Raw genomic sequence first — 25,118 nt, forward strand, 5'->3', positions numbered from 1 at the left:
ATCAAATGGGCTTACGGTTGCCTGAGGCAATCAGATGGAGGGTTCATGACGTCGGCGGCATCGAGGGAGACGGTGGAGGAGCGGACGTCGCACGCGCAGCTTCTGCGGGCGCTGTCCGGGCTGTACCTGGGGATGTTCGTGGCGATCGTCTCCGCGACGATCGTGGCCAACGCGCTGCCGGTCATCACCACGGATCTGGGTGCGGGGCAGAGCACCTACACCTGGGTGATCGTCTCGACGCTGCTGGCCACCACGGTGACGAGCCCGCTGTGGGGCAAGCTCGCGGATCTGGCCGACAAGAAGAAGCTGCTGCAGGCGGGGCTGCTGGTCTTCGCGCTCGGCTCGGCGCTGTCGGGCGCGGCGGTCAACCCGGGGCTGCTGATCGCGGCGCGGGTGGTGCAGGGGATCGGGGCGGGCGGCCTGCTGGCGCTCACCCAGGTCATCATGGCCACGATCCTGTCGCCGCGTGAGCGGGGCCGCTACAACGGCTACATGGGTGCGGTGCTGGCGGTCGGAACGTCCGGCGGGCCGCTGCTCGGCGGGCTGATCGTCGATGTGGACTGGCTGGGCTGGCGGTGGTGCTTCTTCATCGTCGTGCCGCTGGCGCTCCTGGCGATGGCCGTCCTGCAGCGCAATCTCGACCTTCCGGTGCGCAGGCGCGAGGTGACGGTCGACTGGGCGGGTGCCGCGCTCATCACCTCCTCGGCCTCGCTGCTGATGGTGTGGGTGACGTTCGCCGGGGCCGAGTACCCGTGGCTGTCCTGGCAGACCCTGGCGATGGCCGGCGGGGGCATCGTGCTGGCGGCGCTGTTCACCTGGGTGGAGGGCAGGGCGGCCGAGCCGATCGTGCCGCTGCGGCTGTTCCGCAACCCGACGGTGTCGCTCGCGGTGGTCGCCAGCCTGCTGGCCGGGGTCATCATGTACTCCTCGACGACGTTCCTCAGTCAGTACTTCCAGCTGTCGGCCGGGAAGTCGCCGACCATGGCCGGAATACTGACGCTGCCGCTGATCCTCAGCCTGGCCGTGGCCTCGACCCTGTCGGGCCGGATCATCAGCACGAGCGGGCGCTGGAAGCCGTTCCTGGCCGCGGGCGGGGTCATGCTCGCGATGGGCAGCGGGCTGCTGGGCCTGCTCCGCCACTCCACGCCCTACCTGGTGGTGGCCCTCGGCATGGCCTTCGTCGGGGTCGGACTGGGCATGACGCTGCAGAACCTGGTGCTGTCGGTGCAGAACCAGGTGCGGCCCGAGCAGCTCGGCGCCGCCAGCACCTCGGTGTCGTTCTTCCGCACGCTCGGCGGCACCATCGGCGTCTCGGCCCTCGGCACGGTGCTGTCCCATCGGGTCGTCGAGTACTCCAGCGACGATCTGGCCCGCCTCGGCGTGCACGGGTCGTCGAGCGGTGACGCCATCCCGGATCTGCCGTCGCTGCCCGCGCCGGTCCGTTCGGTTCTGGAGAACGCCTTCGGGCACGCCATCGGTGACGTGTTCCTGTACACCGCACCGCTCGCCCTGCTAAGCCTGGTCGCCATCGCCTGCATCAAGGAGGTCCCGCTGCGGACGTCCACCCCGCTGCAGGTTCTGGACGAACAAGCAGGAAGGCGGTCATGAGGGCCGAGACCACCGACGTCCCCGAGGCCTACGGCGCGCTCGAACGGGAGCTGGGCGTCTTCCTGCGCCGGGCCCGGGCCGCGTCCGACCAGCTGAGCCGGGCCGTGCATCCGCAGCTGGACTCGACCGCCTACGGCCTGCTCATCTATCTTCGCGATCACGGGCTCGCCCGTCCCAGTGAGCTGGCGGCGTTCGTCGGGGTGGGCAAGCCCACGATCAGCCGGCAGCTCCAGGCGCTGGAGGATCTCGGGCTGGTCCAGCGTCAGGACGATCCGGTCGACCGACGGGCCCATCTGATCACCCTCACCCCGGACGGCCGTCAGCGGCTGGACGGGGTGCGGTCGGCCCGCCGCGATCACTTCCACGCCCTGCTCAACAACTGGCCCGACGACGACGTCAGCACCCTGGCGACGCTGCTGGCCCGCTTCAACGCCCTGGGCGCCGACCAACCCGGCCAGCAACCTCCGGGTCTTCGGTAACATTCCTTGACAGGAATATTCCCCTTGGGGAATACTTCGGGGCATGGACGGACTCCTCGGCGCGCTCGCCGACCCGATGCGGTGGCGGCTCGTGGAACTGCTGGCCGAAAGACCCCGGGCCGTCGGCGTGCTCGCGCAGCTCGCCGAGGCCCGGCAACCGCAGACCACCAAGCATCTGCAGGTCCTCGAGCGGGCCGGTGTCGTGATCTCCCAGCGCAGCGGGCAGCGGCGGGTCTACGCGCTGCGGCCCGGAGTGCTGCGGGAACTCGCCGCCGAGCTGGTCAGGCTGGCCGATGTCGCGGAGCGCGCGGGCGGACCGCTGGAGACCTTCGAACGGTACGGGGCGGGGATGGCCGTGGAACGGCTGGCCGCGGAGGAGCCGGGGTGGGCCGACGGGCGATCGTTCGCGTTCCTCCGGTCCCTGCCCGCCGGGCCCGAGCTGGTGTGGCGGCACCTGACCGAGACCGCGCTGCTCTCCCGCTGGTGGACCCCCGACGACCTCCACGTGTCGGATCTGGTCTTCGAGGCGCGGCCGGGCGGCCGGATCGTGCTGGAGTACCGCGACCTCGACGACACCGGCGGGGTCGACCCCGTCGCCGGGCGGGGCGAGGGGTCGGTCTCGGTGGCGCGGCCGGGTGAGCATCTGGCCTACCGGCTGTCTCCGCTGCTTCCCGAGGGCGGGCTCGCCTTCACCTCCCATGTCGACCTCGGCCTGCGGGCCACGGACGACGGCACGGACCTCGACGTCCGCTTCCGGATCACCGGCAGCGCGGTGGAGTCCGCGGACTTCGTCGCCGGGATCGAGATCGGCTTCGGCCAGAGCCTCGACAAGCTGGCGGCAACCCTCGCCGCGCCCTCACCGGGCGGCGGCACATCAGACGACGAAGACTCCAGGAGCACACGATGACCGAGAAGACCGGCGGCCGCAGGGTCGTCACCAACATCAGCCTCTCCCTGGACGGCCGCTACGCCGCGCCGGAGAATCCCCTCGACATGGGCTGGGTGATGCCCTACGCCGTCACCGACGTGGCCCGCGACCATCTCACCGGCCTGTGGAAGAACGCCACGACGGCCCTGCTCGGACGGGTCAACGCCGAGGGGTTCCTCGGCTTCTGGCCGACCGTCATCGGCATGGAGGGCGCCGACCCCCGCGATGAGGGCTTCGCCCGGTGGCTCGTCGGCGCCGACAAGGTCGTGCTGTCCAGGACGCTGGAGAAGCCGCCCTGGGAGCGGACCACGATCGTCGACAGGCCGGCCGCGGAGGCGGTCGCCGATCTGAGATCCGCCGAGGGCGGCGACATCCTGGTGCTCTCCAGCGCTAGCGTCATCAAGTCCCTGCTGGCGGCGGACGAGGTCGACCGGCTGGCGCTCACGATCTTCCCGGTCTTCCTCGGCGGCGGCCCCCGCCTGTTCGACGACGGGCTCCCGCCGGGCCGCTGGGCCTTGACCGGCCAGACCGCGGGAGCCCACGGCACCCTGGCTCTGGTCTACGACCGGATTCCCTGAATCCGGTCTCCCCCGGCCGCTCTCCCCCGGCCGACCGCCGCGCGCCGTGGGCGCCACTGAGGCCGCCGGGGCCGTCAGGTCGTGGTGAGGATGGCCAATCGCTGGGTGGCCCGGGTCATGGCGACGTAGCGGTCGACGGCGCCTTCGATGCCCTTGCCGAAGGATTCGGGGTCGATGAGGACGACGAGGTCGAATTCGAGGCCCTTGGCGAGTTCGGGGGTGAGGGAGCGGACGCGGGGCCGCGGCTGGAAGGCGGGGTCGCCGATGACGCAGGCGGTTCCGTCGGTGTTGGCGGCGAGCCAGGTGTCGAGGATCGAGGGGAGGTCGGTGACGGGCCCGTGCAGGACGGGGATGCCGCTGGAGCGGATGGAGGTCGGCACGTTGGCGTCGGGAAGGGCGGCGCGGATGACCGGTTCGGCCTCGATCATGACCTCTTCGGGGGTCCGGTAGTTGATGCTGAGGGCGGCCATGGTGATCTGGTCGAGGCCGACCCGTTCCAGCCGCTCCTGCCACTGCTCGGAGAAGCCGTGCCTGGCCTGGGCGCGGTCACCGACGACGGTGAAGCTCCGGGACGGACAGCGCAGCAGCAGCATCTGCCATTCGGCGTCGGTCAGTTCCTGGGCCTCGTCGACGACGACGTGGGCGAACGGGCCGGCCAGCAGGTCGGGGTCGACGGTCGGCATCTCGGACTCGTCGACGAGGGCGTCGCGCAGGTCCTCCTGGACCAGGCTCATGACCAGGCCTTCGCCGTCGTCGGCGGCGATGAGGTTGTCGATGACCTGGTTCATGCGCTCGCGCTGTGCGGCGACGGAGGCCTCGTGGCGGCGTTTGCGGCGGCCGGCTTCGGGGTCGCCGATCCGCTGCCGGGCGGCGTCCAGGAGGGGCAGGTCGGCGACCGTCCAGGCCTGGGCGTCCTGGCGCTGGAGCTTGCGGATCTCCTCGACGCTGAGCCAGGGGGCGCACAGCCGCAGGTAGGCGGGCACCGTCCACAGGTCTCCGACGACGTCGGAGGCCTCCAGGAGCGGCCAGGCCTTGTTGAGGGCCATGAGGAGTCCCCGGTTCTGCTGCAGAGACTTGCGGAGCAGGGCCTCGGGGGCGTCGCCGTCGTGCTTGTCGATGAGGATGGTGAGGAGTTCCTCCCAGATCCGGTCGCGTGCGTCGTTGTGCGGGGTGCCGGGGTCGGGTGCCTGGAACGCCTCGGCCCAGTCGTCGGCGCTGAGGTGGATGTCGGACCAGTGGGTGGTGACCGTCATTCCCTTGGCGGGCACCTTCTCGTAGAACCGGACGGCGGTCTCGACGGCCCGTACGAGGTCGGCCGACGATTTCAGGCGGGCGACGTCGGGGTCGGTCTCCTCCGCGGCGGCCGCCCCCTCGGCGACGAGGTCGCGCAGGGTGCAGGTCTGGACTCCCTCCTCGCCGAGGCTCGGCAGGACGTCGGCGACGTAGGCGAGGTAGGGCTGGTGCGGGCCGATGAACAGCACGCCGCCCTTGCGGTGGGCCAGACGCGGGTCGGAGTACAGGAGGTAGGCCGAGCGGTGCAGGGCGACGACCGTCTTGCCCGTGCCGGGGCCGCCGTCGACGACGAGCGTTCCACGCGATCCGGCGCGGATGATGGCGTCCTGGTCGGCCTGGATGGTGCTGAGGACGTCGCGCATGCGGGGTGAGCGGTGGCTGCCGAGGCTGGCGATGAAGGCGGACTGGTCGTCGAGGGCGGCGTGGCCTTCGAAGCCGTCAGTGGTGAACACCTCGTCCCAGTAGTCACTGATGCGGCCGAGCGTCCAGCGGTATCTGCGGCGGCTGGCCAGGCCCATCGGGTTGGCGTGGGTCGCGCCGAAGAACGGCTCGGCGGCGGGGGAACGCCAGTCGAGCAGCAGCCTGCGGCCGGCCTTGTCGGTGAGGCCGAGCCGGCCGATGTAGACCGGTTCGGGGTCGTCGGCGGTGACGATGTGGCCGAGGCACAGGTCGAGGCCGAAGCGGCGCAGGGTGCGCAGGCGGGTGGTCAGGCGGTGGACCTCCAGGTCGCGGTCCAGGGCCGCCTGGCCCTCGCCGCCGGCGGATCTGCGCTCGGCGTCGAGGCGTTCGGAGAGTTCGGCGATCGACTGCCCGAGACTCTCCTCGATGGCCGCGAAGTGCTGCTCGTCCCCGGCGATCAGTGCGGGGGTGGCCTTGGCGGCGAGGTGGTCGGGAAGGTCGAACGCGCTGGTAGTCAGCGTCATCAGCTCCGATCTGAGGTTCGTGGACATCGATGAAGGGGCGAATTCGCGGGCACGGCGGAATTCGCGGGGGAAGGGAGAGGGCGTCGTCGCGCGCTCGGCCGCCGGGCCGGGTCAGGGCACCGGGGACCGCGTCCGCGGTGTCGTTCCGCGGCTGACGCGGGTCGTCGATGGCATGCGCGGTCCCTCCCCTCGGTTCCGGCCTCGATGGACGATTGTGCGGTAGGCCCGGGGGCTTGTGGCAAGCCCCCGGGTGCGCTATAGATTGAGAGTGGAGAGGTGCGGATGATTCCCCTCTCCTTCTTCATTTTCGCACCTCAGCGCCGTCGAGGGCTCCCGGGCGGCCCGTCAGCGCGCAAAGCCCCTGCCGGAGCGCGGCAGGGCTTGCGGGCCGGTCGGCTGAGGAGCGGCGGGGTGTGGTGCTTCAGCGGCAGGCGAGGTGGGACTTGTAGAGGCGGCCGTTCCATTCGGGGTCTCGGCCGTTGGCCTCGGCGTCGGAGTACAGGGCGGAGACGCTGATGCACAGGCCCTTGCCCTTCCAGCGGCCGCGGACCTTGACCGGTCCCGCGTAGCGGCGGAAGTTGCCCTGGTCGTTGTCGATGTTGCCCTTCTGACGGTCCTCGGCCCACCGGGCGTTCATGATCTCCAGGAACATGGGGACCTTGGCGTTGTAGCGGGGCTTGCCGGGACGCTTGACCATGACGGCGCAGTTCCAGCCGGACTTGGGGTTGTAGTAGAGCCTGATGTCGCTGCGGTAGTACCGCTTGCCGGTCAGCTGGTCCTTCAGCGGGACCGGGATGGTCTTGACGAGCTTGCCGGCGCATCCGTAGGCGCCGGCACTGGCCGCGGGGGCCACGGCGGTGCTGACGCCGAGCGTGGCGACCGCCGCGACGAACACCGCGGCTGAGCGCTTGAGCATGCGGAAACCTCCTGGATCGGGGGTGGTTTCCGAAGAGCCTAGCGATCAAGATCGCTTCCGTGGAGGGGAATCGGTCACCGGATCCGTTGCATTAAGGACGACCCTGGCCTGTATCGACGCTTGTCGATACAGGCCAGGGTCGCGTCCTGCTTGGACGTCTGCCACCATCGACACATGTCGAGTCAGAGGGGTCTGCCGGTGGTGGACGCCGTCGACCTGGCGCGGGTGTTCAAGGCTGTGGCGGATCCGATCCGGCTGAGGCTGCTGTCGCTGATCGCCTCCCCTCCGGGCGGGGAGGCGGGCGTGGGCGATCTGAAGACATCCGAGACGGTCCCGGCGTGACGGGCGGCCGCGGCGTGCCGCCCTCGGTGCTGTTCGTCGGTGTTCACGACGCGGGCCGTTCCCCGATGGCCGCCGCGTTCCTCGCGCACCTGTCCGGCGGGAGGGTCCCGGTGCGGTCGGCCGGGTCCGCGCCCGCCGAGCGGGTCGGTCCCGTCGTCGTCGAGGCCATGCGCGAGGCCGGTATCGATGTCTCGGCAGCCGTTCCCCAGGCCGTCAGTGGCGAGCACCTTGAGGCGTCCGACGTGGTCGTCACCCTGGGGTGCGGTGACGCCTGCCCTGTTCCGCCCGGTCGGCTTCGTCTCGACTGGGTGCTGCCCGACCCCGCGGGGCTGGGCCTGGACGCGGTCCGGCCGATCCGCGACGAGATCGGGCGGCGGGTTCGCGGTCTGCTGGACGATCTCGGTGTCCCGGTCACGGGGGCGCGGGTGGCGGCGATGCTGCCCGAGCACGCCGGGCAGGTCCTGGAGATCTATCAGGCCGGGATCGACACCGGTGACGCCACGTTCGAGAAGGCCGCTCCGTCCTGGTCCCGGTTCGACGCCACCCGCCTGCCCGCCCACCGGCTGGTCGCGCTCGGCGCCGACGGACGTGTCCTGGGCTGGGCGGCCGTGGTGCGGGTCTCCGACCGGTGCGCCTACAGCGGTGTCGTCGAGCACTCCCTTTACGTTCATCCGGAGGCCAGGGGCCGGGGCGTCGGGACGGTCCTGCTGACGGCGCTGCTGGCCTCCACCGACGCCGCCGGGGTCTGGACCGTCCAGTCGGGGATCTTTCCCGAGAACGCGGCCAGCCTGGCACTGCACGCGCGGGCGGGGTTCCGGACGGTGGGGGTCCGGGAGCGGGTCGGCCGGCAGGGCGACCGCTGGCGGGACGTCGTCCTGCTCGAACGCCGCAGCCCGGCCGTCGGCTGAATCAGCGTGCCGGACTGGGCCGCGGGGCTCCGATCGGCCACCATGGAGGGATCATGCGACGAGGGAGGCCGTGCTGAACGCCGACGATCCGGTTCTCGAGGGGTTCCTCGTCGGAGGGCCGGGGCCCGTCGCGCCACAGAGCCTGCCGGCGGTTCCGCAGGCCCCGGCCGCGGCGGAGGATCCCTTCGCGCAGGCGGCGGGGATCCTGCCCGCGCTGCCGATCGACGCTCCGGGAGACCGGTACGGGCTGCGGGCGTTGACGGCGGCGTGGCTGCGGAGCCGGCGCAGTGAGGCCACCCGCACCGCCTACTACCGGGATCTGGCCGGGTGGCTGGGGTTCTGCGCCCGTACGGCCTTGGATCCGGTGGCCGCGCGCCGGTCCGACGTCGATGACTGGGTGGCGACGATGACGTCGGCGACGCGCGCCGGGGGCACCCGTCCGGCCGGGGCTGCGACCAAGGCCAGGCGGCTGGCGGCGGTGTCGTCCTGGTACACCTATCTGCAGTCCAACGAGGCGGTGCAGCGCAATCCGACGCTGCTGGTCACCCGGCCGTCGTCGGCGGAGATCGCCGCCTCGGCGCGCAAGGCCCCGACGATCAGCGTCCGGGAGACCGCCGATCTTCTCGACGCGGCCGAGGCCCACGCCCGTGAGGCGGACACGGAGGCGGCCTGGCGCGACACCACGGTCATCGCGCTGCTGTTCTACACGGCGTTGCGCGTGTCGTCGATCACGAACGCCGATCTGGCCGACGTGACGGTCGAGGCGGGTTACCGGATCCTGTGGCACGGGGTGAAGGGCAAGGGTCCCGACGGCCGCGACTACGTCCGGCTCGACGGCGAGGTCACCCGCGTCCTGGACCACTACCTCCAGGTGCGCGGGCGGAGCCGTCCCGACGGCGTCTGCCCGCCCGGCCCGCTGCTGTTGACCACTCCGCACCCTTATGACCCGACGCGGCCGGGGGGCAAGCGCCTGACCCAGCGCGACGTCACCAACATCCTGCGCCGGCACGCGACCGCGGCGGGCCTGCCGGCGGCCGCCCTGCTCACCCCGCACAGCGGCCGCCGCACGGTCATCACCACGCTCCTGGGCAACGACGTGCCGCTGGCGAAGGTCCAGGATCTCGCGGGCCATGCCGATCCGCGCACGACCCGCCGCTACGACGACACCAACCACAAGCTGGCCGCCTCCCCGGTCACCGATCTGACGCGCATCCTCGCCCGCCACCGCACCCCGCCGCCCCCGATGCGTCCCCGGGATCCGGCCGACGGCGGGTCCGATTCGCCCGTTGAATGATCTTTTGGCTGCAAGATCGAAGTTCGGGAGACAGGGGGTGGTCCCCGAGTGCAGACTCGGGTCTCGGTCTTCTAGTCGTTGGAGTGGATGAATGGCTCCTCAGCCGGTCGTGGTGGCGCTGGGTCTGGGCATGGCGGTGCGGGAGGCGGCCCGGGCGGGGCTCAACCGGGTGCTGCCCGGTGGTGGGCCGGTCCCCTTGCGCGTCGAGGGCGTGACGGACGCCTGGCTGGGCAGGGCTCTGCGGTTGAAGTCCGGTGACGTGACCTCGGTGCGGGTGGTGGGCGCGGATTCGGGGACGGCGGCCAGGGCGCGGATCGCGGTGACGTCGGAGTCCGGCGGGGTGCCGGAGCGGCTGTTCGTGAAGCTGGTGCCGACGAACTACCTGCAGCACGTCATGCTGAACCTGTTCGAGCTCGGGGTCAGGGAGATCCACGCCTACACCGCGCTCGGGGACGTGCCGCCGGTGCGGGTGCCGCGCTGCCATGTGGCGATGGTCGATCCGGCGCGCGGGCGCAGTGTCCTGGTGCTGGAGGATCTTTCGGAGACGGCGCGGTTCCGGACGGTCCTGGATTCGTTGACGCGGCAGGAGGCGGAGGCCGTCGCCGACGGGATGGCCGACCTGCACGCCGCGTTCTGGGAGTCCGACCGGTTCGCCGGCGACCTGAGGCCGCTCGCGGGGCGGTCCGCCGGGGCCGAGCGGCTGGGGAACCTGATCCGGCGGCGTTTCCTGGGCAGCATCACCGGGCCCGCGGCGGGGCTGATCCCCGAGGAGATGAAGCGGGAGTGCCGGATGCTGTTCGAGCGTTCGGGTGAGATCGACGCCTTCTGGGACGCCCAGCCGCGCACGCTCATCCACGGCGATCCGCATCTGGGGAACCTGTTCTTCGAGGGTGCGGTGCCCGGCTTCCTGGACTGGCAGGTGGCGATGGCGGGGGCCGGTATCCGGGACGTCGCCTATTTCGCGTGCGCGTCGGTCGAGCCCGAGCTGCTGCGCACCTTCGAGCGGGAGCTGGTCGAGCGGTACACCGCGCGGCTCGCCGCCGCGGGGGTCGCGGTCGAGGTCGAGCGGCAGTGGACGCTGTACCAGGCGGCGACGACGGAGTTCTATCTGGCGGCCGTCTGCACCGCGGAGGCGGGTGAGCGGATGCAGCCGCGCGACGTCATGCTGTCGGGGGTGGAGCGGGCGGTGGCCGGTGTCGCCGCGCATGACGGGTTCGGTGTTCTGGCGCGCCTGCTGGAAGCGGAGCGCTGAGCGGGGCGTTCAGGGTTTGCGGGCGATGCCGCCGATGGCCCAGAAGGAGTCGGGGTCGACGGTCGGCTCGCCGGGGAGGGGCCGCCAGGCGGGCATCGGGACCAGGCCGGGCGGAACGAGGTCCAGCCCGGTGAGGAATCGGGCGACCTCGGCGCGGGTGCGCGGCTCGGTGCGGTCTCCCTCGAGCAGGTAGTGCTGGTGGAACAGGTCGGCCAGTTTCGCGGTGTCGGCGTCCGGGGGGTCGCCGACGGCGTGGGAGAACAGCAGGTAGCTGCCGGTGGCCAGGCGGTCGGCCAGGCGCTGGATGGTCCTGGCGACGAGGGCGTCGTCGAGGATGGTCGTGAACACCGACTGCACGACGATGGCGGTCGGTTCCTTCAGGTCGATGTGGGCCGCCACGACGGGGTGGTCGAGGAGGGCGTCGGGTTCGCGGACGTCGGCCTGGACGACGCGGATGGTTCCCGTGGTGTCGATGAGGGCGTTGCTGTGGACGATGACGACCGGGTCGTTGTCGACGTAGACGACCTTGGACTCGGGGGCGATGGGTTCGAGGATCTGGTGGACGCTGCCCTGGGTGGGCAGGCCGCAGCCGATGTCGACGTACTGCCGGACGCCGTGTTCGGCCAGGTAGCGGACGGTCCTGGCGAGGAACTTGCGGGATTCGCGGATCATCATGGGGATCTCGGGCGCGAACTCCAGGATCTCCGCGGCGGCCTTGCGGTCGGCGGCGAAGTTGTCCTTTCCGCCCATCATGAAGTCCAGGACCCGCGCCTCGTTGGGCACCCTGGGGTCGAATCCCCTCACCTGGTCGGCGGCCTCATCCGTCACCCCCGAAGGATAGTGCCCTGCACCCGTTGATTTCAGGTGGGTTACCGCATGACGCCCGATGGGGTCGCGGCGGTCCGCGGCGTCACAGGCCGCCTTCGAAGAAGGCGAGGAGGGCCGGTACGGGGTCGGTGGCGACGGTCGTGTTCGCCACGGCGACGACGACGAACACGATGCCGAGGAGGCCGGTGAGGGCTGCGCCCGCCGCCAGGACCCGCCGGGTCCGGCGTTCGGGACGTGCGGTGCGGGCGTACCGCCGGCCCAGCAGCGCGGCGGCCGCGAGGAGGATGGCGGCGGTGACGGCGGCGATCGCGACCATCGCGGCGTGGTAGCGGACGAAGTCGTCGATCATCGTCTCGAGGGCGGGCGAGGTCGCGGCGCCGGTGTTCTGGGCGGTGGTGAGCTGCTGCCGGATCTGGTCGAGCACGCCGGTGAGCGGGGCGCCGTTCGCTCCGTCGGTCACCATGGGCAGCAGGGAGGCGTACGGCGCGGCGGCGCCCTGGAGGTTGGCGACGACGGCCAGCAGGGACCCGGCGGCGAGCGTCAGGGCCAGGGCCCCGGACCCGCACAGGAGCACTCCCCTGGCCGTGGATCCCTTGGCCGTGGATCCGCCGGTGCGTGCGAACGCCGTCAGGACGCGGACGGCGAGTGCGATCAGGACGGCCAGCAGGATGGCGGCGATGGCGGCTTTGGCCAGGTGGTAGCGGAGCCAGTAGTCGACGACGCGTTGCAGGTCGGGTGCGGGATCGGCCGCTCCGGAGTTCCAGGAGGCGACGAACGAGCCGCGCAGCGCCTCGACGAGGTCGGCCCTGCCGCCGAAGTCGCCGCCGGCGAGCACGCGGGGCGCGGCGACGAAGGCGGCGACCAGGCCCGCGGCCAGGATGGTCAGGACGGCGAGCAGCCGCCCGGACAGGCCCTCTCCTCGGGGCAGTGCTGCGGGAACGTTCATGGGGACTCCTCGGGCCGCGTGCGGTGACGCTTCGGAGCATGCCTCCGCCGGCGGGTGTTCCGCATCGGCCCGTGGCGTGATGCCCCGTCGGCCTGCGGCATGACCCGGGGGGTCAGGGGCGGGGCAGGAGGGCGGCCAGGAGGCCGGGGAAGGCCGCGTCGATCTCCTCGCGGCGCAGGGCGTTCATGCGGGAGGTGCCGGCGTAGTACTGGCGGATGAGGCCGGCTTCGCGCAGGACGTGGAAGTGGTGGGTGGCGGTCGACTTGCTGACGGGCAGGTCGATGGTGCCGCAGCTGAGCGGTTCGGGGGCGCGGTAGAGCTCGCTGACGATCAGCCGTCGGACCGGGTCGACGAGGGCTTCGAGGATCTGCTGGAGCCCGATGCCGTCGATGTCGGGGTGGGCGGGGATGCGGTCCCGTCCGGTGGTGCGCTCTGTTCTCATGCTGCCTCCCTCCGCTCATCGTACGACAATCATCGTAGTACGATGGCCGTCAAAGTTTGACTGTTGTCGTACTTTCAAGGGGTGTGGGCGATGTCCAGAACGGTGCGGTTCCACGAGCTCGGAGCGCCGGACGTGCTGCGGCTGGAGGAGGTCGAGGTGGGCGGGCCCGGCCCGGGTGAGCTGCTGATCCGGGTGGAGGCGATCGGCCTGAACCGGGCCGAGGCGAGTTTCCGGGCCGGTCATTACATCGAGCCGGTCAGGAGGTTCCCCGCCCGGCTGGGCGCGGAGGCCTCGGGTGTGGTCGAGGCGGCGGGCCCGGGGGTGACGGGTTTCGCGCGCGGGCAGGCGGTGAGCGTGGTGCCCTCGTTCTCGATGAACGACTACGGCGTCTACGGCGAGCACGCGATCGTCCCGGCCTCGGCGGTCCTGCACCGGCCGGACTCCCTCGACGCCGTCACCGGCGCCGCGGTGTGGATGCCCTACGTGACGGCCTATGGCGCGCTGGTGGAGCTCGGCGGGATGCGGGCCGGGGACACGGTCGTGCTGACGGCGGCCTCCAGCAGCGTGGGCCTGGCCGCGATCCAGGTCGCGCGCCGGATGGGTGCGGTGCCGATCGCGACGACCCGCGGACGGGCGAAGGCCGGAAGGCTCCTGCGGGCGGGGGCGGAGGAGGTGATCGTCACCGGGGAGGAGGACGTCACCGCCGGGATCCTGCGGATCACCGGCGGGCGGGGCGCGGACCTCGTCCTGGACGCGGTCGCGGGTCCCGGCGTGACCGCCCTGGCGGGCGGCCTTGCTCCCGGGGGGAGGCTGTTCGTCTACGGCGGGCTCAGCGGGCGGGACACGCCCTTCCCGCCGCTGGGGACGATGCGGGCGCGCAGCATGCACGGCTATGTCATGTTCGAGACGACGACCGATCCGGTCCGGCTGCGGCGGGCGGAGGCGTTCGTGTCGTCGGGGCTGCGGTCAGGGGCGTTCGTGCCGGTCGTGGACCGGGTCTTCGCCCTGGAGGAGATCGTGGAGGCGCACCGGTACCTGGAGTCGGGCGACCAGTTCGGCAAGATCGTCGTCACGGCGGGCGGCCGACCCTAGAGGGGGCGGTCGATCCGGTAGACGTAGTGCAGGGGCTCGTCGACGGGGTTGTCGGGTTCGAGGTCGCCCTCGCCGACGCGGTGCAGGCCCGCCTTCTCCAGGGCCCGCCAGGACGGCCGGTTGCCCGCCGCGATCGCGACGATGACGCAGGTCGCGGCGGGGTGGTCGCGCCAGGTCCGGGCGAGGGTCTCCTCGATGATGCGGGGACCGAGGCCGCGGCCGGTCCGGTCGAGGTCGCCGATGAGGTAGTCGACGGTCATGGCCTCGACCGGCACCTCGACGATCTTCGCCAGGGCATCGCGCTCGCCGGGGTAGTCGGCGAACCGGCTGCGCTGGACGAGCCCGACGGGGGCGCCGTCGAGGAGGGCGATGAAGTCCTCGCAGGGCTCCTCGCCGCGGGTGGCGGGTCCGAAGTCGCGTTCCACGGCCTCGGGTGAGGTCTCGTGGTTCCACCAGCGGGCGACGTGGGGCTGCTCCAGCCAGGTGCGCAGCTGGGGGAAGTCGGCCGGTTCGACCCGGCGCAGGCTGATCGGCATCTGACGCTCCCTGAGGTGGCGATCAGCCGAAGGTAACAGGTCAGATCACGGTGGCGAGGTCTTCGGCGATGAGGCGGTCAGTGGCACGTTCGGCGATGGCGGCAATGGTCATGGAGGGATTGCAGGCGGCGGTGGTGCCGGGCATCAGGGCGCCGTCCAGGACGTAGAGGCCGCGGTGGCCGTGGACGCGCCCGGCCAGGTCGCAGACCCGGCCCATGGACGCCCCGCCCAGGGGGTGCCAGGTCGAGGGGACGGCGGCGTTGGTGTCGAGCAGCATCGAGGACGGTCCGGCGATCTTCTCGCCGCGTTCCTGGAGCCGCTTGAACAGCGTGGCGTCCCCGCCCTTGGGCCAGCGCAGGACCGCCTCGTCCCTGGCCGTGTCGTAGACGAACCGTCCGCGGTCCGGGCTGATCCCGTAGCCGACGAGCATCGTGGAGCGCAGGTTGGCGGGCAGGGGCGGCAGGGACGCCTGGATGATGGTGTTGGCGGTGGCGGGGTCGTCCCATTCCTTGCTCCCGTAGACGACGGGCCCGCCCTGGGGTGCGCCGAAGTCGTCGGCGAGGTTGGTCCACACGTAGATGCGGTCGCCGTTGGTGCCCCAGCCGGTGCCGAGCTCGGTGGGCAGCCCGGAGATGCGCTCGTGGGCGGCGGCGCGCATCAGCAGCCGGGTGGTGCCGGCGGTGCCCGCGGCCATGATGAGCGCCCGGGTGGTGATGATCTTCTTTTCGAGGACCGTTCCATCGGTGGCGATGCGGTCGGCGTGGACGACCCAGCGGCCGCGGGGTCCCTGGGCGATGTCGGTGACGTTGTGGCGGGTGGCGACGGTGACCAGGCCGGTGGCCTGGGCCGCGGCGACGTAGGTGACGTCGACGGTGTGCTTGCCTCCGTTGTTGACGCCCAGCGAGCAGTCCCCGTTGGTGTAGGAGGCCTTCATCTCGCCGCGGAGCTCGCGCTGGGCGAAGGTCCAGTCGATGGGCATCGGGATCTTCGACACGGCGTAGCCGGCCCGTTCGGCGTTGCGGGCGAAGATCCGGGCGGGCAGGTAGGTCCGGCTGTTGATCAGATCGTCGGGCGCGGTCCGGAGTTTCAGCATCCGGGCGACGCGGGGGTAGTAGGTCTTCTCCATGGCGCTGTAGTCGAGGCCCGCGGGCATCGTGGCCTCGAACAGCTCGCGGGTCGGCTGGACGGTCATGCCCTGGTAGACCAGGGAGCCGCCGCCGACTCCGGCGGCGCACATGATGTTCATGCCGTCCCCGCGGACGAGTTCCAGCAGTCCGGTGTAGGGGTCGTGGGCCGGCACCTTGACGCCGAGGAACTCCGGGCCGAGGCCCATCCAGAACGCGCGCTTGTCCATGGCGGAGGGGCTGGGGAAGGTGGTGGCGCCGGGTCCGGTCGGCCACCAGATGCCGCGTTCCAGTACGAGGGAGGGCACTCCGGCCTGGGCGAGCCTCAGGGCGGCGACGCCTCCTCCGAAGCCCGAGCCGATGATCACGAGCCGGTGTTCCTCGCGGGTCACGGGGACGGCTCTGCGGGTGGAGGCGCGGGCGGTGCGGGCTCCGGTGGTGGCCAGTCCCGCCGCGGCGGTGGCGCCGGCGAGCAGGGAACGGCGGGTGATGTCGGGCATGGCGCTGCTGCTCCTGGGGCTCATGAGTGGAAGCGAAAAGGGGGCGTCCCGGCGCGGTCGCCGGGACGCCTCGGGGGTCAGGGCTGGCCGGGGAGCTTGGCGCAGGTGCCGGTGGTGCGCTTGCCGTTGAGGCGGGCGGTGAGCCAGGTGATGGCGTCGCCCTGGTCGGTCAGGAGGGGGGCGAGGTGGTTGGTGAGGAGCTTGTTCCCGAGGTTGGGGAGCTTGACCGGCTTGTAGGTGACGTTGGCTCCCTTGGCGCACCACCGGACGGCCAGGGTGCGGACCTGGCCGTGCACGACGATGTCGTCCAGGACGCCGGTGGTGACGCGGACGGGGCCGGCGGGCTTGAGGGAGCCGAGGCGCTCGCGGGCGAGGATCTTCTTGACGCTGGGGCTGGCGGCGATGATGGCGCCGACCGAGCGGCCGTCGCGGGTCCACTGCTTGCTGGTGGAGAAGCCGTAGCGGAGGATCGCGTCGCCGACGCAGGTGGTGGACAGGTCCTTGAGGGCGGCGCGGCCCTTGGCGTTGACGTGGCCGTTGATGACCCGCCTGATCTCGGGGTAGGTCTGGGACAGGCCGTTGATGGACCAGCCGAGGGCTCCGGCGAGGGCGCTGCCGTCGATGCCCTTGATGACCTGGGTGAGGTCGGCGGGGGGCGCGCCGGCGTAGGTCCCGGACAGGTGGATCTCGGGGGCGTAGCGGGGCTGGAGTTCGGCGGCGGCGGCGCTGGCCCCGCCGCCCTGGCTGTAGCCGTACAGGCCGATGCGGGACTTGGCGGTCAGGGAGGTGCGGGGCAGCCGCTTGGCGGCCCGGACGGCGTCGAGCAGGGCGTGGGCCTGGTCGAAGCGTTCGGCGTAGGTGTGGAGGCGGTCGGTGGTGCCGAGGCCGGCGTAGTCGGTGACGACGACGGCGATGCCCTCGTTGAGCATCCGGTAGATCCCCAGGTCCTCGTAGCCGACGGAGACGGTCTCGCCGTTGACGGTCAGGGGGTGCTGGAGGGCGAGGGAGGGGGCGCACTGGTCGCCCTGGCCCATGGTGCCGGCGGCCATGCCGATCAGGGGGCGGGGGCCGCGTCCGCGCCACTTCTTCGTGGGTTCGATGTAGGCGCCGGTGACCGCGACGGGCTTGCCGTTGGCGTCGGTCGACTTGTACATCAGCCGGGTGGCCCTGCCGGGCAGCGGGCCCTTGACGTCGGACAGGGTGACGGCCAGCGGGAGCGGCTGGGTCCTGATGAGCGTCCCGTTCTTGCGGGGCAGGTGCTTGGGCGGGTCGTAGAAGGCGGGAATGGTGATGCCGCGGGAGGTCTCGCGGTGCTGGGGTGCGGCGGAGACGCCGGATCCGGCGGCGAGGATCGCGGCCGCCGCCAGCCCGCCGGTGACGGGCAGGGCCCGCCGGCGGATCTCGCGGGCGGGACGCCGCTCCTGCCGGGGGGTGTCGCCGCTCGCCTGAATCGTCTCTCGCGCCATCGGTCTCGCTCGCCTTCCTCGACGTAAGTTGCCGATGAGTAACATAAGTGGCCGGTTACCTGATGATCTAGGCTGGGGCGACGCGAATTCGGCGGCGGGAATGTGTGTCCAACTGAGTGGTTTCTCTAGCCGCTCGGCTAGGCGTCATATAGCCGCTCGGCTATGCGGTGGGGTTGCTAGGGTGTGGCGATGAGCCAGCGGAGCCGTCCAGGACAAGCCCGTGGACGGGTGCTGGCCGCGGCCCTGGACCTGTTCTCCCGGCACGGGGTCAGCGGAACCTCGCTCCAGATGATCGCGGACGAGATCGGCGTGACCAAGGCAGCGGTCTACCACCAGTTCCCCTGCAAGGACGACATCGTCCACGCGGTCATCGCCCCCGCCCTGGAACAGCTCGGCCGGGTCACCGCCGAGGCGGAACGGCTGCGGGGCCGCTCGGCGCGCGCGGAGGCCGTCCTGGCGGGGATCGTGGACCTCGTGGTGCGCAACCGGCGGCTGACCGCGGTCATGCACTCCGATCCGGCCATCCTCGACCCGCTCTTCCGCACGCCGCAGATGCAGGAGCTGGAGCGGCGGGTGTTCGAGCTGCTGGCCGGTCCCGACCCCGACGCCGAGGCCCTCACCGCCACCGTCATGATCAGCGGCGGGCTCATGGTGGCCACGACGAGCCCGTTCCTGGAGGGGTTCGACGAGGACGCGCTCCGTGCCCACCTGCTGAGCAACGCCCGCCGGCTGCTGCGCCTCAGGCCGCCCGCCGCCCGCTCTTGAGGGTCACTCCCCCGGCGCGTCGGGGGCCTGGCGGCGCAGCAGGTCGCCCGGCCGGCAGTCGAGGACTTCCACAGCGCTTCCAGGGGCCTGCGGGCTAGTGGGGCTCCTCGGTGGAGCGGGAGTCGGTGAGGGTGAGGGCGCCGCCCGCGGTGACGAGGCCGACGATGACGGCGAGGAGGGCGTAGGTGATCTGCTCGCCGTGGAAGAAGGACGAGACGAGGTCGCCGCTCCAGGTTCCGGCAGGGAGATGCGTGGTGACCAGGGCGGCGATCATGGTGCCGATCACGGCGGTGCCGACACTGGTCCCGACCTCCTGGGCGGTGTCGTTGAGTGCGGTGCCGATCGAGGTGCGGTTGCCCGGCATGGCCTCGACGAGGGCGATGGCGCAGATCGTCATGACGGTGCGCAAGCCGATGGTCATCACGACCATGGAGACCGCGATGGCGGCGTAGCCGTGGCCGACGCCCCAGGCGAGCGCGGCCAGTGATCCGGCGAGGCAGGCCGCGCCGACCAGGCAGGCCACGCGGTGGCCGAACCGCTTCGCGAGCCACTCCGACAGCGGCGTCGCGACGATCATCGTGATGATGATCGGCAGGTTGGCCAGGCCGGCCCGGACGGGGCTCCATCCGTAGGCGTACTGGAAGTGGAGGATCAGCCCGAACATCACCCCGGCCATCGCGATGGACGTCCCGATCTGGGCGATGGCGGCGCCGCGCACGGTGCCGTGGGAGAACAGGCCCAGGTCCAGCATGGGTGCGGCGGTGCGGCGTTCGTGCCACACGAACGCGATGCCCGCGGCCGCGGCGCCGAGGATCGAGGCGATCGTGATCGTGGAGAGCCATCCGTGCTCGATGCCGCTGGTCAGCGAGTAGCAGGCCAGGCCGATCGCCAGGACGCTCAGGACGGCGCCGGGCAGGTCGAGCTTGTCGTCGGTCAGGTCCTCGGGCCGGTCGGCGGCCACGCCGAGCCGGACGCCGATGGCCGCGATCAGGGCGATGGGCGCGTTGATCACCAGGAGCCACTCCCACCGCACGTGGGCGAGCGCCGTGCCGCCGAGCAGCGGGCCGAGGACGAAACCGGACATCCCCACGACGATCATCAGGGTCATCGCGCGCATCCGCAGCGCCTGGTCGTCGAACAGGCGGAAGACCAGGGAGTTGGTGATGGGTGCCATGGCCGCGGCGGCGATGCCGAGCCCGGCCCGCAGGGCGATGAGCTCTCCCGCGGTGGTGACGGCGACGACGCACAGGCTCAGCAGGCCGAAGATCGCGAGGCCGACCAGCAGGACGCGCCGGCGTCCCAGGCGGTCGGCCATCGATCCGGCCGTCAGGAGCAGGCCGCCGAAGGTCAGGGAGTAGGCGCCGGTCACCCACTGCAGCGCGGTGGTGCCGCCGCCGATGTCGCGGCCGATCGTGGGCAGCGCGATCGAGAGCAGGGTGTTGTCGACCATCTCGACGAAGAAGGCCAGGCAGAGGGCGGCCAGGGGGATCCAGGCCGCGCGGAGGGAGGGGTAGGTGCGGGTCGCCGGGGGCCCGGCCGCATCGGTGGTCACGGTCATGATCGACCTCCTCTCGGAACGTCGCCGACTATCGAACGACGTTCCATGATAGAACTTGGTTCGATGTTGAGGCAAATCATGATTAGATGGATGCCATGACAGGCCCGCGACCACGACCAGCCGAACGCCCCTCCCGGGGACGTCAACGCGCCTCCCACTCGATGGAGGCCGTCCTGGCCGGGGCCGTGGCCCTGCTCGACGAGTCGGGCGAGTCCGCACTGACGCTCCGGGCCCTGGCGGCCCGGCTCGGCACCGGCGTCGGCAGCATCTACTGGTACGTCTCCGGCAAAGACGATCTTCTCGACCGGGCCATCGACCACGTGCTCGGCGGCGTCCTCACCGCCCTCAACGCACAGGAGCCCGGAACCGACGCGATCGACGACCTGCGCGTCATGGCCGTGACCCTGTTCGACGCCATCGTCGACCGGCCCTGGCTGGGCGCCTACTTCATGCGCAACACCGACGTCCAGGGCAACTCCCTGGGCCTCTACGAGAAGCTGGGACAGCAGACGCTCCGCCTCGACCTCACCCCGCGCCAGCGGTTCCACGCCGTGTCGGCGGTCGTGGGCGTCGTGGTCGGCAACGCCGTCGACATGGGGCAGGAGCCTCCCCCGGAGGTCCTCGACGGAAGCCTGACCCGCGAGGAGTTCCTCGGCCGCTACACCAGAACCTGGCGCGCCCTCGACGCCCGGGAGTACCCGTTCGTACACGAGATCGTCGAGGAGTTCGACGGCCACGACGACAAGGAACAGTTCCTCGCCGCGCTCGACCTGACCCTCGCGGGCCTGCGCCTCCAGGCCGGAGCCCGAACCCTCAGCCCACCGTGAGGAACAGGCCCGGCGCGAAGGCGAGAGCGGTGAAACGCAAGGACCGGCCGAGGAGGCACACGACGGTGAACAGCCCCGCGGGCATGGGACTCCGGGCGAGATAGACGCTGGTCATCAGCAGCGGCGGAAATCCCGTGGCGGAACTGACCAGCAGCAGCGACACGGCGTGCCGGGGGCGGTCGAGGGTGGCGAGCGCGGTCCGCGCCCGGGAGGAGCCGGCCGGTTCACGCAGGCGCCGGCGCAGCAGGCGCCCGGCCGTTCCCGACCGCAGGGCGCCGCGGGAGAGCAGGAAGATCAGGAGCTTGCCCGCCGTCTGGCCGAGCGCGGCGGCGACGCCGAGACAGGCGGGCGGGACGCCGGTGGTCACCGCTGCGCCGAGAAGATACGGCTCGATCGGAGCGACCGGCAGGACCGCCGACACCGCGCCCAGCAGCGTGGTGACGGCCAGCGCGGCGATCATCACGCGGTCCGCGGCACGTGGTCCGGCCAGGAGGGGAGCCGGACGACCGCCCGCAGGGAGACGGCCTTGACCACGGTGACGGCCGCGGCCAGGAGCGCCGGACAGACCGGTGTTTCCACGGCACCAGGACGCAACACGAAAGGCCGCCCCCACCGGCTGATCATGACGACAGACGGCGGGACGGCCAGAGAACCAGGCGAGAACTACTGCCGGTAGCCCTCCACCTCACTAGCGGAACGGGGATGAGCGGCCTCGGGATCGGCACCGAACTCCCGGGCGGCACGCCGCTGCCGCAGAAGATCCCAGCAGACGTCGAGATCCTCCTCGATACGGCGCACCCGCGCGGCAGCCTGAGCACCACCCACGCCCCGAAGCTCGTGCTCCTCCTCGATCATCGCCTTGATGCGGTGCAAAATCTGATCATCTTCGCCCATAAGACGCATCTCCCCGCTCACACCCGATCCAACCGCCGAACAGCGCAGGCCAGAGCATTATTTGGCACACCCCGAATGTCAGACCCCCCGGCTAACGTCGACCCATGCGACCCGCACAACTGCTCCCGCTCACCGTGCAGGAGTCCGTCGACAACTACGTCGAACTCGTCCACGCCAAAATGGCCACCGGACAACTCTCCCCCGCCACCGCCGAGCTGTACGCACGCGACGTCGCCACCTTCGCCCGCCTCGCCGGACCCGAACGCATCCTCGACGACCTCACCGGCCAGGACCTCGACACCATCCTGCTCGCCTTCGCCCGCAAACCCGACGGACGCAGGACCGAACCACGCCCCGGCCTCCAAAGCGCCGCCTCCCAAGCCCGCTTCCGCCGCTCGGTCTCCGCGTTCTTCCGCCACGCCGCCCTCACCGGCTGGGTCCAGCTCGACCCCATGCCCACCAGCACCGTCCACGCCCGCGAACGCGGCGGACTGCGCGCCGAACGCCGCGCCCTCACCCGCGAACAGGCCGGCGGCCTCGTCACCGCCGCGGCCACCCTCGCCACCGCACCCACCACACCGTCCACCCGCGACGACCAGCGCACCGGCCACCGCGACGCCCTCATCGTCCTGCTCCTCGCCACACTCGGCCCCCGCGTCTCCGAACTCGTCAAGGCCGACATCGAGCACTTCTACACCGGCGACGGCATCCGCTACTGGCGGATCTTCGGCAAGGGCGGCCACACCCGCGACGTCCCCGTCCCCCGCCCCGTCGCCACCGTCCTCGACTCCTACCTCACCGACGGACGCCCACCCCTCGACCGCGGCCGCGAACCCCGGGCCCTCCTGCTGTCCTGGCGCGGCAACCGCCTCAACCGCGGCGACGTCCAGGCCGTCATCAACCGCGTCCTGGCCAAGGTCACCCCGGCCGACCGCCGCTCCGTCACCCCCCACGGCCTGCGCCACACCACCGCCACCCACCTCCTGGCCGCCGCCACCGACATGGACGCCGTCCGCCGTGTCCTCGGCCACTCCGACCTCACCACCCTCACCCACTACCGCGACGAACTCCCCGGCGAACTCGAAGCCGCCATGCGCGCCCACCCCCTCCTCGACCCCACCGGCACCGCCACTGACCTGTAGCCTCACCCCCAAGCCCGCCCACGACCGTCCCCGGCCCACCAGACTCGAACGACATGAGACCCGGAACACCGACCCTGATCATCGTGAGCGGAGCACCCGGCACCGGAAAGACCACCCTCGCCAGGGAACTCGCCCGCTCTCTCGGCTGCCCCGCGATCATCCGGGACGAGATCAAACAGGGCATGGCCCTGTCCACACCCGGCTACACACCCCAGGACACCGACCCCCTGAACCCACCGGTCCTCGACGCCTTCTTCGACACCCTCGGCGTCCTGCTCCGCGCCGGGACGACCGTCATCGCCGAAGCCGCCTACCCCGACCGGCTCTGGCGCCCCGACCTCGAACCACTCGCCGACCTCGCAGCACTGCGGATCCTCCAGTGCACCGCCGCACCCGCCGTGGCCCACGCCCGGATCGCCCACCGCACCACCCGCTCCGGCACCGAACCGCCCACCCCGGCCGCGGGCACCTTCACCACCGCGTCCTTCACCCCGATCTCCCTGAAGGCCCCCGGGCTCCTCGTCGACACGACCGACGGCTACCGGCCGGGCCTCCCCGACCTCCTCACCTTCGTCACCACCACCCGTTAAAGGAAGGGGCCATCTGCCGGGCTCAGTCTGGCGAACATGCCGATCACCCTCCCCCCGCACACCGGCAGCGGCGGCCTCATCGCGGCCGCCGACCGCGAGACCCCCACCACCCTCCTCAAGCTCATCCGTGAGGAACACCGCCCCACATGGCACGATTGACCACGTGACCAGCAAACCGACCCCGGAACAGCACCTACGCGACCTCGCGCGCCTCCGCCGCGTCCGCGACCGGATCGACCGCGAGTACGCCCAGCCACTGGACGTCGAAGCACTCGCCCGCGGCGTGCACATGTCCGCCGGTCACCTCAGCCGCCAGTTCCGCCTCGCCTACGGCGAATCCCCCTACGGCTACCTCATGACCCGCCGCATCGAACGCGCCATGACCCTGCTCCGCCGCGGCGACCTCAGCGTCACCGAGGTCTGCTTCGAAGTCGGCTGCTCCTCCCTCGGCACCTTCAGCACCCGCTTCACCGAACTCGTCGGCATGCCCCCCAGCGCCTACCGCAAGCAGGCCGCCGACGCCACCGAAGGCATGCCGCCCTGCGTCGCCAAACAGGTGACCAGACCGATCAGAAATTGAGAAGCGCACCTGACCGAACGACAACTAGCGTGACCGGCATGGACCTCTCCATTCACCAGACCTATCTCCCCCACGACGACGCCGACGCCGCCCTGGCCTTCTACCGCGACACCCTCGGCTTCGAAGTCCGCAACGACGTCGGATACGACGGCATGCGCTGGATCACCGTCGGCCCGCCCGGACAGCCCGACACCTCCATCGTCCTGCACCCCCCGGCCGCCGATCCCGGCGTCACCGACGCCGAACGACGCACCATCACCGAGATGATGGCCAAGGGCACCTACGCCGGCATCAACTTCGCCACCCCCGACCTCGACGCCACCTTCGAACGCCTCCAGGCCGGCGACGCCGAGGTCGTCCAGGAACCCACCGAACAGCCCTACGGCATCCGCGACTGCGCCTTCCGCGACCCCGCGGGCAACCTCATCCGCATCCAGGAACTCCGCTGACCGTCCTCACGGACGCCAGATCACCAGCTCGATCTCCCGGGTCCGCTCCGCGAACAACCCCCCGTCCGAGGCCCCCATCAGGAGCCCGCGCAACTCCGCCTCGAAGACCGGACGGCCGGAGCCGAACAGATGCGGCGTCGAACCGCTGAGCGAGAAGACCGCGGCGACGATCTCCTCGACACTCCGGGCCACGACCACGCCACCACCGCACCTGACGCGGACCGGCCCCCGGTAACCCGCCTCGATCATGATCTCCTGCTCGCCTGACGGGGTCCCGCTGGGCAGGAAGCCCCGCCCAGCCCTGCGGACCGGACCCAGATGGCGGGCGACGAGTTCCTGGATCCGATCCCAGGGCGGCCGCGGATGCGTAAGGCCGTCCTCACCGTCGACCCCCTGGTGGGTGCTCGCACTGACGTGCACCCAGACGCCGTCCGGGGCGAGCAGGCCACGAACGCGCCCTGCGACGACGGCCCGGTCCATCCAGTGGAAGGACTGCGCGAACACCACCACCCGGAAGGGGCCCAGATCCGACGGCAGCTCCTCGGCCCGCAGATGCCGCCACTCGACGTTCGAAACGCCCAGCTCACCGCACCGCCGGGACGCCTCGGCCAGCATGTCGCGGTCGGCGTCCACGCCCACGGCCGAGGCGAACAACGGCGCCAGCACCCCGGTCAGCGATCCCGGCCCGCAACCGACATCGAGCAGCCGCCCCTGCCCGTCGAGCCCGAGTTCCTCGGCCAACACGGTGGCGACGACCGCCGGATACGGCATGCGCCCTACCGCATAGTGCTCCGCGCTCCCGGCGTACAGCGTCTCGTCCCACTCCCACCCCGAATCCACCCCGCGATGCTACCGACC

The 25,118-nt window shown here is 71.4% G+C and carries 28 protein-coding genes; 16 read left to right on the top strand and 12 right to left on the bottom strand.

The window, feature by feature from the left end:
• The first annotated feature begins 45 nt into the window (after positions 1-45).
• Genes ABD785_RS21250 through ABD785_RS21265 form a run of 4 tightly spaced genes read left to right on the top strand, consistent with a single transcriptional unit; the run spans position 46 to position 3,593 of the window.
• Complete coding sequence (locus ABD785_RS21250; RefSeq protein WP_344831031.1) at positions 46-1,608, top strand: MDR family MFS transporter; 1,563 nt, start codon at positions 46-48, stop codon at positions 1,606-1,608.
• A complete protein-coding gene (locus tag ABD785_RS21255) occupies positions 1,605-2,087 on the top strand; it encodes a MarR family winged helix-turn-helix transcriptional regulator (protein WP_344831033.1) in 483 nt (160 codons plus the stop codon). Before ABD785_RS21250 ends, ABD785_RS21255 begins: the two co-directional genes overlap by 4 nt.
• A 43-nt stretch (positions 2,088-2,130) precedes the next feature.
• A complete protein-coding gene (locus tag ABD785_RS21260; protein WP_344831036.1) occupies positions 2,131-2,994 on the top strand; it encodes a metalloregulator ArsR/SmtB family transcription factor in 864 nt (287 codons plus the stop codon).
• A complete protein-coding gene (locus tag ABD785_RS21265) occupies positions 2,991-3,593 on the top strand; it encodes a dihydrofolate reductase family protein (protein WP_344831038.1) in 603 nt (200 codons plus the stop codon). The genes ABD785_RS21260 and ABD785_RS21265 overlap by 4 nt, the downstream gene beginning before the upstream one ends.
• A gap of 74 nt (positions 3,594-3,667) precedes the next feature.
• Here the strand turns inward: ABD785_RS21265 and helR are convergent, their stop codons facing one another.
• Both helR and ABD785_RS21275 read right to left on the bottom strand, forming a co-directional pair.
• Positions 3,668-5,809, bottom strand: coding sequence for an RNA polymerase recycling motor ATPase HelR (gene helR, locus ABD785_RS21270; RefSeq protein ID WP_344831039.1), 2,142 nt, complete (start codon positions 5,807-5,809; stop codon positions 3,668-3,670).
• A 421-nt stretch (positions 5,810-6,230) separates the two neighbouring features.
• Positions 6,231-6,725 (bottom strand): hypothetical protein, encoded by a 495-nt coding sequence (locus ABD785_RS21275; protein ID WP_344831041.1) that lies wholly within the window; start codon positions 6,723-6,725, stop codon positions 6,231-6,233.
• Positions 6,726-6,899: 174 nt separating this feature from the next.
• On the opposite strand from ABD785_RS21275, the gene ABD785_RS21280 reads away from it, so the two are divergent.
• The 4 genes from ABD785_RS21280 (at position 6,900) to ABD785_RS21295 (ending at position 10,521) form a co-directional block, all read left to right on the top strand.
• Positions 6,900-7,067, top strand: coding sequence for a hypothetical protein (locus ABD785_RS21280; RefSeq protein WP_344831043.1), 168 nt, complete (start codon positions 6,900-6,902; stop codon positions 7,065-7,067).
• A complete protein-coding gene (locus ABD785_RS21285) occupies positions 7,064-7,975 on the top strand; it encodes a GNAT family N-acetyltransferase (protein WP_344831045.1) in 912 nt (303 codons plus the stop codon). Before ABD785_RS21280 ends, ABD785_RS21285 begins: the two co-directional genes overlap by 4 nt.
• Positions 7,976-8,045: 70 nt before the next feature.
• Positions 8,046-9,269 carry a tyrosine-type recombinase/integrase gene (locus tag ABD785_RS21290; RefSeq protein WP_344831047.1) on the top strand — a complete coding sequence of 408 codons (1,224 nt, stop codon included), beginning with the start codon at positions 8,046-8,048 and terminating at the stop codon, positions 9,267-9,269.
• A 91-nt stretch (positions 9,270-9,360) separates the two neighbouring features.
• Positions 9,361-10,521: a phosphotransferase gene (locus ABD785_RS21295; protein ID WP_344831050.1), complete on the top strand. Its 1,161-nt coding sequence runs from the start codon at positions 9,361-9,363 to the stop codon at positions 10,519-10,521.
• A gap of 9 nt (positions 10,522-10,530) precedes the next feature.
• Here the strand turns inward: ABD785_RS21295 and ABD785_RS21300 are convergent, their stop codons facing one another.
• The 3 genes from ABD785_RS21300 to ABD785_RS21310 all read right to left on the bottom strand — a co-directional run bounded on the left by ABD785_RS21300 (position 10,531) and on the right by ABD785_RS21310 (position 12,737).
• Entirely contained in the window at positions 10,531-11,349 is an 819-nt protein-coding gene (locus tag ABD785_RS21300; RefSeq protein ID WP_344831052.1) for an SAM-dependent methyltransferase, read from the bottom strand.
• Positions 11,350-11,431: 82 nt separating this feature from the next.
• The gene (locus ABD785_RS21305; RefSeq protein ID WP_344831054.1) at positions 11,432-12,295 is read right to left on the bottom strand and encodes a hypothetical protein; all 864 of its coding nucleotides are present in this window, start codon (positions 12,293-12,295) and stop codon (positions 11,432-11,434) included.
• Between the two features lie 112 nt (positions 12,296-12,407).
• Positions 12,408-12,737, bottom strand: a complete 330-nt coding sequence (locus ABD785_RS21310) for an ArsR/SmtB family transcription factor (RefSeq protein WP_344831057.1) — start codon at positions 12,735-12,737, stop codon at positions 12,408-12,410.
• 90 nt (positions 12,738-12,827) lie between these two features.
• Between ABD785_RS21310 and ABD785_RS21315 the strand changes: the two genes are divergently transcribed.
• Positions 12,828-13,829, top strand: coding sequence for a zinc-dependent alcohol dehydrogenase family protein (locus ABD785_RS21315; RefSeq protein WP_344831059.1), 1,002 nt, complete (start codon positions 12,828-12,830; stop codon positions 13,827-13,829).
• Here the strand turns inward: ABD785_RS21315 and ABD785_RS21320 are convergent.
• Genes ABD785_RS21320 through ABD785_RS21330 form a run of 3 tightly spaced genes read right to left on the bottom strand, consistent with a single transcriptional unit; the run spans position 13,826 to position 17,455 of the window.
• The gene (locus ABD785_RS21320; RefSeq protein WP_344831060.1) at positions 13,826-14,365 is read right to left on the bottom strand and encodes a GNAT family N-acetyltransferase; all 540 of its coding nucleotides are present in this window, start codon (positions 14,363-14,365) and stop codon (positions 13,826-13,828) included. The two genes, ABD785_RS21315 and ABD785_RS21320, sit on opposite strands and share 4 nt — an antisense overlap.
• 40 nt (positions 14,366-14,405) lie before the next feature.
• Positions 14,406-16,013: a GMC oxidoreductase gene (locus ABD785_RS21325; RefSeq protein WP_344831062.1), complete on the bottom strand. Its 1,608-nt coding sequence runs from the start codon at positions 16,011-16,013 to the stop codon at positions 14,406-14,408.
• Between the two features lie 53 nt (positions 16,014-16,066).
• A complete protein-coding gene (locus ABD785_RS21330; protein ID WP_344831063.1) occupies positions 16,067-17,455 on the bottom strand; it encodes a lipase family protein in 1,389 nt (462 codons plus the stop codon).
• Positions 17,456-17,644: 189 nt separating this feature from the next.
• Between ABD785_RS21330 and ABD785_RS21335 the strand changes: the two genes are divergently transcribed.
• Positions 17,645-18,220 carry a TetR/AcrR family transcriptional regulator gene (locus ABD785_RS21335; RefSeq protein ID WP_344831064.1) on the top strand — a complete coding sequence of 192 codons (576 nt, stop codon included), beginning with the start codon at positions 17,645-17,647 and terminating at the stop codon, positions 18,218-18,220.
• Between the two features lie 94 nt (positions 18,221-18,314).
• Here the strand turns inward: ABD785_RS21335 and ABD785_RS21340 are convergent, their stop codons facing one another.
• Positions 18,315-19,778: an MFS transporter gene (locus tag ABD785_RS21340; RefSeq protein WP_344831067.1), complete on the bottom strand. Its 1,464-nt coding sequence runs from the start codon at positions 19,776-19,778 to the stop codon at positions 18,315-18,317.
• Between the two features lie 86 nt (positions 19,779-19,864).
• Between ABD785_RS21340 and ABD785_RS21345 the strand changes: the two genes are divergently transcribed.
• On the top strand, positions 19,865-20,605 hold the full coding sequence (locus ABD785_RS21345) for a TetR/AcrR family transcriptional regulator (protein ID WP_344831068.1): 741 nt from the start codon (positions 19,865-19,867) through the stop codon (positions 20,603-20,605).
• Here the strand turns inward: ABD785_RS21345 and ABD785_RS21350 are convergent.
• Positions 20,592-21,065, bottom strand: coding sequence for a hypothetical protein (locus ABD785_RS21350; protein WP_344831069.1), 474 nt, complete (start codon positions 21,063-21,065; stop codon positions 20,592-20,594). The genes ABD785_RS21345 and ABD785_RS21350 overlap by 14 nt on opposite strands.
• 203 nt (positions 21,066-21,268) lie before the next feature.
• Positions 21,269-21,520, bottom strand: a complete 252-nt coding sequence (locus tag ABD785_RS21355) for a DUF2630 family protein (RefSeq protein ID WP_344831070.1) — start codon at positions 21,518-21,520, stop codon at positions 21,269-21,271.
• Between the two features lie 83 nt (positions 21,521-21,603).
• Here ABD785_RS21355 and ABD785_RS21360 point away from each other — a divergent pair, with 83 nt between their 5' ends.
• The 5 genes from ABD785_RS21360 (at position 21,604) to ABD785_RS21380 (ending at position 24,260) form a co-directional block, all read left to right on the top strand.
• Positions 21,604-22,641, top strand: a complete 1,038-nt coding sequence (locus ABD785_RS21360; RefSeq protein WP_344831072.1) for a tyrosine-type recombinase/integrase — start codon at positions 21,604-21,606, stop codon at positions 22,639-22,641.
• An 83-nt stretch (positions 22,642-22,724) separates the two neighbouring features.
• Positions 22,725-23,231: a P-loop nucleotide/nucleoside kinase family protein gene (locus tag ABD785_RS21365; protein WP_344831075.1), complete on the top strand. Its 507-nt coding sequence runs from the start codon at positions 22,725-22,727 to the stop codon at positions 23,229-23,231.
• Positions 23,232-23,267: 36 nt separating this feature from the next.
• Positions 23,268-23,390, top strand: a complete 123-nt coding sequence (locus ABD785_RS21370) for a hypothetical protein (protein WP_344831077.1) — start codon at positions 23,268-23,270, stop codon at positions 23,388-23,390.
• Positions 23,386-23,811 (top strand): helix-turn-helix transcriptional regulator, encoded by a 426-nt coding sequence (locus ABD785_RS21375; protein WP_425547802.1) that lies wholly within the window; start codon positions 23,386-23,388, stop codon positions 23,809-23,811. Before ABD785_RS21370 ends, ABD785_RS21375 begins: the two co-directional genes overlap by 5 nt.
• Positions 23,812-23,849: 38 nt before the next feature.
• Positions 23,850-24,260, top strand: a complete 411-nt coding sequence (locus ABD785_RS21380) for a VOC family protein (protein ID WP_344831081.1) — start codon at positions 23,850-23,852, stop codon at positions 24,258-24,260.
• Between the two features lie 6 nt (positions 24,261-24,266).
• Here ABD785_RS21380 and ABD785_RS21385 read toward each other — a convergent pair whose 3' ends face one another.
• Positions 24,267-25,100, bottom strand: coding sequence for a class I SAM-dependent methyltransferase (locus ABD785_RS21385; protein ID WP_344831083.1), 834 nt, complete (start codon positions 25,098-25,100; stop codon positions 24,267-24,269).
• Positions 25,101-25,118: the final 18 nt, after the last annotated feature.

It is taken from the genome of Actinocorallia longicatena (genome assembly GCF_039534125.1).
Taxonomy (GTDB): domain Bacteria; phylum Actinomycetota; class Actinomycetes; order Streptosporangiales; family Streptosporangiaceae; genus Actinocorallia; species Actinocorallia longicatena.